Consider the following 12,021-nt stretch of genomic DNA (forward strand, 5'->3'; position numbering starts at 1 on the left):
TCTTACTAGGATTAGATTTGTGTTAAATCTACATTTTTGGTTTCTTTTGATGCTAATAATGCCAATAGCGTCATGAGGGCATTGATTGCTAAATAAATACCTACGCCCATCACACCAAATGATGCATTAATTTTTAAAGAAATCATCGCTGCAATCGTTGCACCAATAATGGATGCTAAATTATAGGCGAGAGATGCGCCTGAATAACGGACTTCTGTTGGGAATAATTCTGGTAATAGCGCAGCCATTGGGCCAAATGTCATCCCCATGATCGCCATACCAATTACTAAAAATGCAAATACACTCATTGGAGTACCATTTTCTAAGAAGAATGGCATGGTTAAACCGAGCACACCAACAGCAACAGTCACCCAAATCAACCATTTACGGCGACCGATTTTATCGGCATAAACACCAGAAATACTGATAAAAATACCAAATACAATAGCACTAATTAATAACAAGCCAGTAAATGTATTTGCTGGGATGCCTAAGCCAAGCGCATAACCTGCTTCAGAAATCTTTGGTGCGGTTCGAGAATATGCCTGAGCAAAAGCCGTCATAATGTAAAATAGAGAATAAGTTGCAACCATGATAAATGTGCCAATAATCATTGGTTTTAAGTGTTTAGTAAAAACAACACTCACTGGTGCATTCAATTTTTTCCCTTTTTGCTCCGCTTCCACAAATACATGGCTTTCATGTAAAGTTAAGCGAACATATAAGCCAACCGCAACTAATAAAACGGAAGATACAAACGGAATACGCCATGCCCATTCCACAAGAGCATCTTGCCCGAGGAAATAGCTAACTAAGAAGAATGTTGCATTCGCTACAAATAAGCCAATTGGCGCACCTAATTGAGGGAAAGTACCGTACCAAGCTCGTTTGCCTTCTGGCGCATTTTCTGTTGCGACTAAAGCTGCACCGCCCCATTCACCACCAAGTCCAATTCCTTGGCCAACACGGCATACGCAAAGCAAAATTGGCGCCCAGATACCGATTTGAGCATAGTTAGGAAGTAAGCCAATTACTACTGTTGAACCACCCATTAAAACAAGGGAGGCAACCAAGGTTTTTTTACGACCGATTTTATCGCCAAAGTGACCAAATAATGCAGAACCAATAGGACGTGCAAAAAATGCTAAAGCAAGCGTAGAAAGAGAAAGTAAATCATTAGAAAGCGGATCATCGCTATGGAAGAATTGCGTATTGAAAACTAATACAGCGGCAGCTGCATAGATATAATAATCAAAGAATTCGATTGCCGTACCGACCATCGAGGCTAACGCCACTTTCATCGGATTATTACGAAGTTGTGTAGACATTGTGTTTCCTTAGTAGTTTCTTATAAAGATAAAGGATCGAATCCTAGCATTTTAACTAAGGTCTAGCAATTTTTAATACGCAACTTTCTATTCTTTTAGAGAAATATTTTGAATTTTCTAAATGTGAGTTATGCCCAGCGGAAGGAATGGTTACTAAATCTATTTGATTTTCTTTGGCTAGAACCTGGAACTTATGATCTCGTTCCCCACAAAAATAAAAAAATGGCAAAGAACTTAACCGCACTTTTTCACTAAAATCAGGTTGTTTGGATAGACTTGTCGCCATCAGCATCTTGCCAATATTTTCACCGCAATTTGATTTTCGTTTTTCAACTAACTGCAGTCTTTCTTCTGCAGTCAAATGAGAAAATACGGGCTGTTGATACCAATCATTTAATACATTTTCTGGCGATTCTTGTACAAAACGTTGCGCCCAAGCAAAATCCTGCTGAAAACGAGCCTGCTTTTCTTCGTCTGTTTTTAAACCTAGATTCGCCCCTTCTAAAATAACACCTTGCAAATTAGATCTTTCCACCTGAGCCTGCAGCACATAATACAAAGCGATCCGTCCACCTAGAGAATACCCAACAAGAAAATACGGTTTATTTTTCACCGCACTTTTAATTTGTTGAGCCAAATACTCCGCCGTTTCTTCAAAATTTGTGACTTCAATATCTTTAGCTTGCCCGTGAAAAGGCAAATCTAGCGCAATACAATTAAAGTGCGGTAGATTTTCAATGACTTTTTGCCAGTCCTCTTTTGTACCAAGAAGTCCGTGAAGAAAAATGATGTTTATCATTGAAGGGATTATTGATAGAAATAATAAAATATGGCGGACTAAAGCCCGCCTACAGAATACTTAAGCACCAATCACTGCGTGGCTAATTTGCTCGATTAAGCGTTTATACAAACTGCTACCATCACTCGGATTCGTTTTAATTTCAATTAACGTTGCCTTGCGACGACTATAAGCCTGTTTAACAACAGAATTAAGATCTGCCCAAGTATAAGGATGAGCGTATTTAAGATCGAACATTGCCGCGATTTGAGAAAAATCGCCATTATGCGGTAATCGATAGAACTGATCTTTGACTTGTTCATCCACTGGTAACATATCAAAAATCGCGCCACCATTATTATTGATCACAAAGATTACCGTTGGTTGCGTAACATTTTTGAATAATGCGAAAGAATTTAGATCATATAAAGTGGACGTATCGCCAATCACCGCAACAACAGGTTTATTTGAACCAATACCAATTCCAGCAGCCGTAGCCAACAAACCATCAATTCCACTCGCGCCACGATTGGTATAAACAGGATAACTTTCTGGTAATTGCGTTAGCGCATCAACCAGACGAACAAGTAAACTATTACCTAAAAATAAAACACCGTTATAAGGTAAAAGTGTTGGTAAACGTAATGCAAGTGAAGCTTCCGTTAAATTTCCGCCTACTTGCTGTTCAATAAAGGTCGCACAGAACTTAGATAAAGCTAACGGCTCAAGCAACCAAGGCTTTTGGCGTAAAGGTGGATGCGCACGCAACCAATGATGTGCTTTAGCATTGAATCTTGTCAATGAATGATGGTAAGGATCCAATGCTTTACCGCTTTGTTCAACCAACCAAAATTCACCTTTAAACGCTTGTAAGAATTGATTAATTCGTTTACTAATAAAGCGTGCACCAAATTGAATCACAATATCAGCTTGCAGAAGTTTTTCACGAACAGTTTGGTTTGCGAGCCAAATATCTTCATAAGGCGTCGTTGGAACAACACCAGATTGAATATCCGTCAGTAACACCCAGCCCATAGCGCTTGCCCAAGAATTAATGCCCATCGCTTGTTCTGCAGGTAATTGACCAACCACAACGACACCACGTTTGGTACGCCAATGATCCCAGTTTTCATGCATTAATACTTCGTTCTGTTGAGCTTCCACATTCATCCAAGGCTTAGTTTGAATTAACCAGCGTTGTAACGGCAGCAGCCAAAGGTGAGAATCTACTTCCTCATCAGTTGCATCATAAAGTGGCTCGGCAAATGGCACATTAATATGAACAACACCACCTTGTTGTTTTTGTTGAAAGGCAGCCTGTTCAAGTAGAGAAATCAACCATTGCGCAGAATAATCCTCGTTCGGTTTAGGTAAATTAACATTTGCAACCGGATACTGACCAAACATATTTTGCTGCAAAATAGCCTGATTTGCACCGCACTCCCAAAGTTCTGGTGGACGATCAGCAGTTAAAACAAATAGATTAACACCAGTTTGGCGTGCTTCAATAATTGCGGGATAAAGGTTTGCAGTTGCCGTGCCTGATGTCACAATAATGGCAACAGGTGATTGAGTTGCCTTAGCAATACCCAAGGCAAAAAAACCTAAACCACGTTCATCAAAATGCGTATGACAAGTGACTGAACCCGCATTTTGCAAACGTACGGCTTCAAGAGTTAAAGGTGTCGAACGCGAACCTGGCGCGATACAAACGTGAGAAACGCCTTGGCGTACCAAGGTTTCTAAAATCACTTTCGACCAACAACGATTAAATACGCTTACCGACATTTTTTTCTCCGTTATCATTTTCTTCTGCAAACAAGGAAATCAACCCTGCTGCTTTACGTTCAATTTCTTTCCATTCTTCCAATGGCTGCGAGCCCGCCACAATGCCAGCGCCAGCAAATACTCGGATACGATGACCTTCAATAAAGGCAGAACGAATCGCCACACAAAACTCTGAACATACATCACTCATCACCCCCAATGTTCCCGCATACCAGCCTCGATCAAAGGTTTCAATTTCTGACAAACTCATTTTGGCTTGTTGCTGTGGCAAACCAGATACCGCAGCTGTAGGATGAATCGCTTTTAATATATTTACATCTGCATAATGTGCGGACAAATTTGCACGAATTTTACGAATCAAATGTTGTACTTTACGTAACAGTTTCAATTCCACATTGCTTACGTCAAAACTTTCTACTTGCTTACGTAAATTCTGCGAAATATCTTCTACGACCAACCAATTTTCTTTTAAATTTTTCTCGTCATTTAACAACCAATTGGCTTGAGATTGCGTTTCTTCCTCACTTTCAGAAACCGATGCAGTCCCCGCCAAAGCTTCGGTTAGCAACAAGTTATACTCACGAGCAAATAGGCGTTCTGGCGTAGAACCGACAAAAACTGAATGAGGATGTTCAGCCCACAAAAAATGATAACAACCTTGATTTTGTTTTTCGCTTTCTGCTAAAAAATCGTACGCATTAATCGCTTGCTTTAAATGAAAAGTGGTTTCATTGGCTAATACAATTTTTGTCAATTCCCCACTTTTAATTTCTACCAAAGCCTGATTTACCCAATCGCACCAAGTTCTTTCATTCGCTCGAGGCTCTGTATGCAAAGGAATTTGTTTTGGCAAAGCAGAAAGTGCGGTGAGATTTTCAAAAGTTTTGAGGTGGGCTAAAGTATCATTCGCACTTTGTTCATCTTTCACAAAAAATGATACCAATGCGCCTTTCTCATCCTGTTCAACAAGAATTTTTGGTAATACAAATTGTGCGGTACCTTGAAATTGCAAACCGCCTACTAGTGGGAAACCACTTTCTTCAATAAACTCTTGTGCTAAATTTAACTGTGAAAATGACCGAGCTTCACCAAGGGCAGCCAATGCTTTTGGTTCATCACGAAAATGTAAATAAAATTGTGGATACGCAGATTGACCTTTCAGCCACGCCAACAAATCGACCTTGTCCAGTTTCACCTGAAAACGGACAAGTTCATTCGTTGATTGCTGTAAATATGCGTGAATTTGCGATTTTAACTCGCCTATTGCCTGCGCTAAATAACTCATTAGATTTTGTTTTAAATACACAAAAAATTAGCCGTATTCTACCGCAGATTGTTAATGACAAAAAATTTTTTTACAAAATCTTTTCAATATTGAAAATTCAGCGTAAATTAACCGCACTTTTCTCGAAAAATTTATTAGAAACAAAAGGATTTCACTATGCGATTATTCCCAAAATCCGACAAATTAGAACACGTGTGTTATGACATTCGCGGCCCCGTGCACAAAGAAGCACTACGCTTAGAAGAAGAAGGCAATAAAATTTTAAAACTTAATATCGGCAATCCCGCACCTTTCGGCTTTGAAGCACCCGATGAAATTTTGGTGGATGTATTACGTAATTTGCCGTCAGCGCAAGGCTACTGTGATTCAAAAGGTTTATATTCTGCTCGTAAAGCCATTGTTCAATATTATCAATCAAAAGGGATTCATGGCGCGACCGTCAATGATGTGTATATTGGTAACGGCGTCTCTGAGCTTATTACAATGGCTATGCAAGCATTACTCAATGATGGTGATGAAGTACTCGTGCCGATGCCTGATTATCCCCTTTGGACTGCTGCGGTAACACTTTCTGGCGGTAAAGCTGTTCATTACCTTTGTGATGAAGAAGCAAATTGGTTCCCCGCTATTGATGATATTAAAGCCAAGGTGAATGCGAAAACTAAAGCGATTGTCATCATCAACCCGAACAACCCAACGGGTGCAGTGTATAGCAAAGAATTATTACAAGAAATTGTAGAAATCGCTCGCCAAAATAATTTGATTATCTTCGCCGACGAAATCTACGACAAAATTTTATATGATGGCGCAGTACATCATCACATTGCCGCGCTTGCTCCTGATTTATTAACCGTTACGCTGAATGGTTTATCAAAAGCTTATCGAGTTGCGGGCTTCCGCCAAGGTTGGATGATTTTAAATGGCCCAAAACATAATGCGAAAGGTTATATTGAAGGCTTGGATATGCTGGCATCAATGCGTTTATGCGCTAACGTACCAATGCAACATGCAATTCAAACCGCACTAGGTGGCTATCAAAGTATTAATGAATTTATTTTACCGGGCGGCCGATTACTTGAGCAACGTAACAAAGCCTATGATCTCATCACTCAAATTCCAGGCATTACTTGCGTGAAACCAATGGGAGCAATGTATATGTTCCCGAAAATTGATGTGAAAAAATTCAATATTCACAGTGATGAAAAAATGGTGCTGGATTTGCTCCGCCAAGAAAAAGTGCTACTTGTGCACGGTAAAGGATTTAATTGGCATTCACCTGATCACTTCCGTGTTGTTACCCTTCCTTATGTGAATCAACTTGAAGAAGCCATTACAAAATTAGGAAGATTTTTGGAAAGTTATCATCAGTAATGATGGGGTTGAACGGGATTTAAAAAGGGGGAGGACTAGAATCATTCCCCTTTTTATATTATAAGCCGTTGAGATATTCGGTACCTAAATTTCTCATTTGACGCAATATCCATGCTTGTTTTTTACGTATTAAAGCACTTGGTTTATTCGCATTATAAATAATCGGGTTAGGTAAAATAGCTGCAAGAAGCGCAGCTTCATTTGAGGTTAAATTTTTTGCTGCCTTTTTGAAATAATAGTGACTTGCCGCTTCAATACCGAATATTCCATTACCAAACTCAGCAATATTTAAATAGACTTCTAAAATTCTTTTTTTAGACCAAGTGATTTCAAGTAGTAGGGTTGCAGGAACTTCTAATCCTTTACGTAACCAATTTTGCCCATGCCAAAGAATGAGATTTTTTGCAGTTTGCTGAGAGATTGTAGAGGCACCACGAACCCTTTTAGGGAATTTTTCGTTGTATTTTATGGCTCGTTGAATCGCCTCGAAATCAAAACCAAAGTGATCAGGAAAGCGTTGATCTTCAGATGCAATAACAGCGAGTTGAACAGAGGGAGATATGTTTTCTAAATTAACCCAATCATATTGCGTTTTATAACGAAAATCACCTTGTAGAATATGCCCAATTTTTTGTTGTACCATATAGGCTGAAAATGGGATAGGCAGAAAACGAAAAATGAATAAAAAAATAAAAATGGTGAGGAAAAATAGAAAGGCAACGCGTTGCCAATTTTTTTGCCACCAGTGGGGAAGAGATAAGTGAGACAGTGCGGTAAAAATCCGTTTACTTTTTTTCAATGTTATCAAGATGTTCTTTCACCCATTTCATAAAATCTGAATCCATTATTTTTATCATATTAGAACCACGTGTAATAGTGGCGGCACTTGTATTCAAATTTTGTTGAATTTCACGTTGAGAAAGATTTTTATCTAATAATTGTGAAACAATTTGTAGGCGTAATCCCACTGCGTCGCGTTCGTCAGCAGTTAATAACAAGGTTAGCAATTCTTGAGCTTTGTTTTCTTTAAAAGCAGTCTGTAGCATGGACAAAAATGCATTCCATTGTTCTAAATTGCGACTAATATACATGTTATCACCTTATACTATTAAACTAGTGCGTTTAGTATAGCCGATCCCATTCTTCTTGGCTAAACATTTGTGGATTTTCTTTTTGTTGTAAAATTTGATAGTAAAAATCGTAGACAATAGTATTTTGAACATAATCACGAGTTTCATAAAACGGAATTGATGCGACAAATTCATCTAATGTTAGCTTATTATTGGCACGGTAGAGCCATTGATTTACTCGATTTGTACCAGCATTGTAAGATGCGGCAATTAATATTCTATTATTGGGATATAGGTTATTAAGGTCATTCAAATGTGCCGTGCCGAGCAAAATATTATTTAATGGCTTAAATAAATCTTGTTCATTTAAATATGGAATTTGATTATTTTCAGCGGTTAATTTAGCGGTTGCTGGTAAAAGTTGCATGAGTCCTTTGGCATTTGCTGATGATAGAGCCATTGGATTCCAAGCGCTTTCCTGACGAGCAATCGCCATAGAAAAGGTTTTACTGATGTTTAAGTTCTTTAACGCAATATCAAAATAATCAGAATAAGCATTCGGCAGACGCAAATTAAGATAATCCCAAGCTTTAGCGACAATGGTACTATCAACTGACAATTCATACCATTGTTGTTCTTGTGCATATTTTGCAAGTTTTAGCTGTGTATTGAAATCAGTATTATCTAATAATACTCGCCAATGTTGTTTGGCTAATCCGTATCGCCCCAGCTCACGTAATTCAGAAATTATATTAAATGCGCTCTCAAATGATTTTTGTTCTTCTATGCTAAGATTAGGTGAGTGAGGGATGTCAATTTTATAAATTTTTTTTAATTGAGCTGCCGCCAACATAGGATAAAAACCACGTTCTTGAGAAAGCGCGGTAAGTTTTTCTGTTATATTTTGTTGATCATTTTTGGCTATCCAGTAACGCCATTCTTGTTTTTCTTTTGCTGTATCAGAAAGTAAAGAAAGCCAGGGTGTGAGGTTATTTTTTTGCCAAATAGCCATTCGTAAACGACGTTCAGTAAGATTATCGGTTTTTAATTGGGCTATTTGTGTATCACGCCATGCTTGGAAATCAGTATTTTCATTATCAAAAAAACGTGTCAAAAATGCGATTTTCCATTGTTTTACCTCATCTTCTGAAAGTTGCCAAATTTCAGCCCATTGTTGATAAGGTACAAAACTTGGGTTCTGTATTTTTTCTGGACGTGTTTTTAGATACCGAGGGAAGGCCTCAAGTAAAACATCTTTTTTTAAGGTAGAGGGATCGCTATTTTCTATAATTTCAGGTAACTTAGCCGGATCCTCTATTTGAACCACTTTATCCTGTAAATCTTTATCTTGTATAGTTTTATCTGAAATATCTTTGGAATCACTGATAAGATTTTTCAATTTTTGTTTTAACTCTTTCAATGATTTGGTTATAAATAGGGGATTTTGAGCGATAAGTTTGTCGAGTTCATTGTTTGCCAGAGATATATTTTTTTCATCATTAGATTTCAAAAATCGAATTTTTGTTTCCCAAAAACGTAAAATGAGATCCATTTGTAAAGGATACTCTGGGATTGATCTAATTAAATTCTTCGTAAGCTCTTGGGTGTTTTCAGAAAATTGTTGATTTCTAACCGCACTTTTTAATAGGTTTTCAATTTGTAAGAAAGTCTCACGTTGCGCTAAGTGAGTCAAATACGATTGGTGTTGTGTTTGTTTCCAAATTTGCTTTTCTTGTTCTAGATTAATAACGGAGGGATTATTGGTTATAGTAGGCTCTTCAGCCAATGTGGAAAGTATAGTAAAAACAGTGAGGAAAATAAGAACTTGTTTTTTCATAGAATGAAATGTTTTTTATTCATGGAATCGTATATGAGAGTGTGAAATATACTGATTTCACACACATTTTTATTTTTGGATAAGCCTTTCGAATTCACATATCTAGAAATGCTAAAACACTTTTTTGAATGGTTTTATAATTACTTCACCGTATACGCCTGCTTCCACATAAGGATCTTGCGCAGCCCAATTTTTGGCTGCTTGCAGGTTTTCAAATTGTGCAATGACTGTTGAACCTGTAAAACCTGCTTCACCAGGATTTTCATCATCAATTGCTGGATTTGGGCCAGCAATGAGCAGACGATTTTCTTTTTGAAGTTGTTTTAAGCGGGCTAAATGTTGCTCACGCACGGCAAGACGTTTTTCTAACGTATTTGGAATATCTTGAGCAAAAATAACGTAGTACATAATGGCTCCTTTTATTGATTAGTTTGTTCAGATTCAAGTTCTGCAATCAAAGCTAGTGCTTTTTCTAATTCATGATTATTTTCACGCGGAATTGTACGTGATTTACCATTGCTATCGACAGCAACAAAAGTAAATACTGCATCTGTCACGCAATAGCGTTCACCAATAGGTTCACTAGCAACTTTTTTTACCCAAACTTCTACTTTTATTTTAATGGATGAGCGGCCTATTTTTAGACATTGCCCGTAACAACAAACGACATCTCCAACTGAAATAGGTTTGATGAAATTCATACTTTCAACAGCAACGGTTACGACTCGACCATGAGCTATTTCTTTAGCTAAAATGGCTCCCCCCATATCCATTTGAGACATAATCCAACCGCCGAATATATCACCATTGGCGTTAGTGTTTGATGGCATTGCAAGTGTTCTTAATAAGAGAACACCTTTTGACTGTCGACCGTTTTTATCAATAAGAAAATTAGAAGACATTATTTTTCTCCGTCTTTTGAATGCGTTTTATCTTTGGGTAAATAGCGATAAATATATGCACCTGAAATAAGAGTCGCAACCACAGTCATTCCAAGAATACCAAAAGATTTGAAATCTACCCATGCCTCTTCTGACATATTATGGCTAATATAAATATTTACCAACATACAAATAATAAAAAATAGTGCCCAGCCGAGATTTAGATTATTCCATACTTTATCTGGTAATTGCACTTCTTTTCCTAGTAACTTTTTTACTAAGGGTATTTTAAATTGGAATTGTGCAATTAATAAAATAATAGCAAATAATGCATTAATAATTGTTACTTTCCATTGAAGATAGCGAATTTCATTGAAATATGCAGTTAATAAACCGAAGAAAATAACTGAACCAGCCATGATTTTTTGTTGTTTTTCAATTTTGCTATATTTCCATTTCAAAACAATTAGCTGAATAATGGTTGCGATCACAAGTACAATGGCTGCATCGCGTACGCCGGCAAGTTTGTATGTAACAAAAAATAGTACTAAAGGGATAAATTCAAGTAGTTGTTTCATCTTTATTCTTCCTTTATAAATAAACTATAAAAGCGATAAGTTATTACTAACATAAAAACATTTAATACGGCGCTAAGGATGCTGATTACCATATCAAATAATACATTATTTGAAAATGTAGTAAGTTGGAAAACTAGGATAGGAGCTAGGAAATAAACCAATAGTGTATAAATAAATAATACATTCTTACGAGAACTTCCTTTAATCCAAATTTTTTGGATTGTTTGTTTTATATCATCTTGGGTTGAAAGGTAGTGTACTGCAGTTAAATTTAAGCGTACAAAGAACCATATTCCTACGAGCATTGCGATAAGTGATATTATTGATGGAGAGGATTTTGTTAATAATGCAGCGAATGCCTCACTTAATCCAAGTAGCATTGGGGCTGTCATGATTAAATTAAGTACAATAACACCAAGAAAACGACGTAATGCGAGAGTAAACGCTTTAGTTAAAGTTTGGTAGTTTTGCTGGCTAATACTATGGATTGAAATGAGTCCCCATGCAGAGATAAAACTTGTTAAAAGTTGTGTGATAGCAATAGAAAAGGCTATGTTTTCAATATTTATATTGGCTAGTTCACTTAAATTATTATGGGATTCATTATTGAGTGGGGAGCTTAATAGTGCTCCTACATTTTGTGAAATAAATAAAATTAAGACAAATTGAAACATGACTTTTTGTTGGTTTCTAAAAAAATTCCAACTATCTTGTAATATGTGGGTAAAGTTGATTTGCATGGGGGGTTCTCTATAAAAATATGTGGTGATTATACAGGGTTTGTTTGGGATTGTCTTAAATTGTAAAAATTACCATATTCGTTTATCTTAAACTATAATCAAGCTTACAGGCGAAAAGATGGCTTACGAAATGTAAAAATCCCTAAGACTTTCGACTTAGGGATTATTCAATTCTGATGGCGGAGGAATAGGGATTCGAACCCTAGGAGGGCGTAAACCCTCGCCGGTTTTCAAGACCGGTGCCTTCAACCACTCGACCATTCCTCCGTGATTGATGGGCGTAGTATAATGAATATTTTATTGATGTAAACAGAAATCTCATGATTTAAGTTTAGGTGATGATAATTTATTCATTTTGATGAAAT

General features: G+C 37.1%; 12 protein-coding genes and 1 tRNA gene. 1 reads left to right on the forward strand and 12 read right to left on the reverse strand.

Annotation, left to right across the window (positions count from 1 at the left end; genetic code table 11):
* Positions 1–11: 11 nt before the first annotated feature.
* Genes C3V42_RS07005 through C3V42_RS07020 form a run of 4 tightly spaced genes read right to left on the reverse strand, consistent with a single transcriptional unit; the run spans position 12 to position 5,179 of the window.
* Entirely contained in the window at positions 12–1,328 is a 1,317-nt protein-coding gene (locus tag C3V42_RS07005) for an MFS transporter (RefSeq protein ID WP_046942200.1), read from the reverse strand.
* Positions 1,329–1,383: 55 nt separating this feature from the next.
* Entirely contained in the window at positions 1,384–2,127 is a 744-nt protein-coding gene (menH, locus tag C3V42_RS07010) for a 2-succinyl-6-hydroxy-2,4-cyclohexadiene-1-carboxylate synthase (protein ID WP_106014087.1), read from the reverse strand.
* Between the two features lie 60 nt (positions 2,128–2,187).
* Positions 2,188–3,894: a 2-succinyl-5-enolpyruvyl-6-hydroxy-3-cyclohexene-1-carboxylic-acid synthase gene (gene menD, locus C3V42_RS07015; protein ID WP_106014088.1), complete on the reverse strand. Its 1,707-nt coding sequence runs from the start codon at positions 3,892–3,894 to the stop codon at positions 2,188–2,190.
* Complete coding sequence (locus C3V42_RS07020; RefSeq protein WP_164994230.1) at positions 3,875–5,179, reverse strand: isochorismate synthase MenF; 1,305 nt, start codon at positions 5,177–5,179, stop codon at positions 3,875–3,877. Before C3V42_RS07020 ends, menD begins: the two co-directional genes overlap by 20 nt.
* A 156-nt stretch (positions 5,180–5,335) precedes the next feature.
* Between C3V42_RS07020 and C3V42_RS07030 the strand changes: the two genes are divergently transcribed.
* Positions 5,336–6,550: a pyridoxal phosphate-dependent aminotransferase gene (locus C3V42_RS07030; RefSeq protein WP_106014091.1), complete on the forward strand. Its 1,215-nt coding sequence runs from the start codon at positions 5,336–5,338 to the stop codon at positions 6,548–6,550.
* A 58-nt stretch (positions 6,551–6,608) separates the two neighbouring features.
* Here C3V42_RS07030 and mtgA read toward each other — a convergent pair whose 3' ends face one another.
* From mtgA to C3V42_RS07070, 8 genes are all read right to left on the reverse strand, one after another.
* Complete coding sequence (gene mtgA, locus C3V42_RS07035) at positions 6,609–7,349, reverse strand: monofunctional biosynthetic peptidoglycan transglycosylase (protein WP_106014324.1); 741 nt, start codon at positions 7,347–7,349, stop codon at positions 6,609–6,611.
* Positions 7,336–7,641, reverse strand: a complete 306-nt coding sequence (gene trpR / locus C3V42_RS07040; protein ID WP_048953822.1) for a trp operon repressor — start codon at positions 7,639–7,641, stop codon at positions 7,336–7,338. Before trpR ends, mtgA begins: the two co-directional genes overlap by 14 nt.
* A 31-nt stretch (positions 7,642–7,672) precedes the next feature.
* A complete protein-coding gene (locus C3V42_RS07045) occupies positions 7,673–9,457 on the reverse strand; it encodes a transglycosylase SLT domain-containing protein (RefSeq protein WP_106014092.1) in 1,785 nt (594 codons plus the stop codon).
* Between the two features lie 111 nt (positions 9,458–9,568).
* On the reverse strand, positions 9,569–9,865 hold the full coding sequence (locus tag C3V42_RS07050) for a YciI family protein (RefSeq protein ID WP_048953820.1): 297 nt from the start codon (positions 9,863–9,865) through the stop codon (positions 9,569–9,571).
* An 11-nt stretch (positions 9,866–9,876) separates the two neighbouring features.
* Positions 9,877–10,359, reverse strand: coding sequence for an acyl-CoA thioester hydrolase YciA (gene yciA / locus C3V42_RS07055; protein WP_065265285.1), 483 nt, complete (start codon positions 10,357–10,359; stop codon positions 9,877–9,879).
* Positions 10,359–10,916, reverse strand: a complete 558-nt coding sequence (locus C3V42_RS07060) for a septation protein A (RefSeq protein ID WP_106014093.1) — start codon at positions 10,914–10,916, stop codon at positions 10,359–10,361. The genes yciA and C3V42_RS07060 overlap by 1 nt, the downstream gene beginning before the upstream one ends.
* 2 nt (positions 10,917–10,918) lie before the next feature.
* Positions 10,919–11,656: a hypothetical protein gene (locus C3V42_RS07065; protein WP_106014094.1), complete on the reverse strand. Its 738-nt coding sequence runs from the start codon at positions 11,654–11,656 to the stop codon at positions 10,919–10,921.
* A gap of 177 nt (positions 11,657–11,833) precedes the next feature.
* Positions 11,834–11,923: transfer RNA gene (locus C3V42_RS07070), tRNA-Ser, on the reverse strand.
* Between the last annotated feature and the right edge of the window lie 98 nt (positions 11,924–12,021).

The sequence above is a fragment of the Haemophilus sp. oral taxon 036 genome (assembly GCF_002998595.1).
Classification (GTDB): Bacteria; Pseudomonadota; Gammaproteobacteria; order Enterobacterales; family Pasteurellaceae; genus Haemophilus; species Haemophilus haemolyticus_K.

Coding starts and splice junctions, on each gene's coding strand:
- menH (WP_106014087.1), bottom strand. CDS start 2,127: ATGATAAACATCATTTTTCTTCACGGACTTCTTGGTACAAAAGAGGAC.
- trpR (WP_048953822.1), bottom strand. CDS start 7,641: ATGTATATTAGTCGCAATTTAGAACAATGGAATGCATTTTTGTCCATG.
- C3V42_RS07050 (WP_048953820.1), bottom strand. CDS start 9,865: ATGTACTACGTTATTTTTGCTCAAGATATTCCAAATACGTTAGAAAAA.
- C3V42_RS07060 (WP_106014093.1), bottom strand. CDS start 10,916: ATGAAACAACTACTTGAATTTATCCCTTTAGTACTATTTTTTGTTACA.
- menD (WP_106014088.1), bottom strand. CDS start 3,894: ATGTCGGTAAGCGTATTTAATCGTTGTTGGTCGAAAGTGATTTTAGAA.
- C3V42_RS07065 (WP_106014094.1), bottom strand. CDS start 11,656: ATGCAAATCAACTTTACCCACATATTACAAGATAGTTGGAATTTTTTT.
- C3V42_RS07020 (WP_164994230.1), bottom strand. CDS start 5,179: ATGAGTTATTTAGCGCAGGCAATAGGCGAGTTAAAATCGCAAATTCAC.
- C3V42_RS07005 (WP_046942200.1), bottom strand. CDS start 1,328: ATGTCTACACAACTTCGTAATAATCCGATGAAAGTGGCGTTAGCCTCG.
- yciA (WP_065265285.1), bottom strand. CDS start 10,359: ATGTCTTCTAATTTTCTTATTGATAAAAACGGTCGACAGTCAAAAGGT.
- C3V42_RS07045 (WP_106014092.1), bottom strand. CDS start 9,457: ATGAAAAAACAAGTTCTTATTTTCCTCACTGTTTTTACTATACTTTCC.
- C3V42_RS07030 (WP_106014091.1), top strand. CDS start 5,336: ATGCGATTATTCCCAAAATCCGACAAATTAGAACACGTGTGTTATGAC.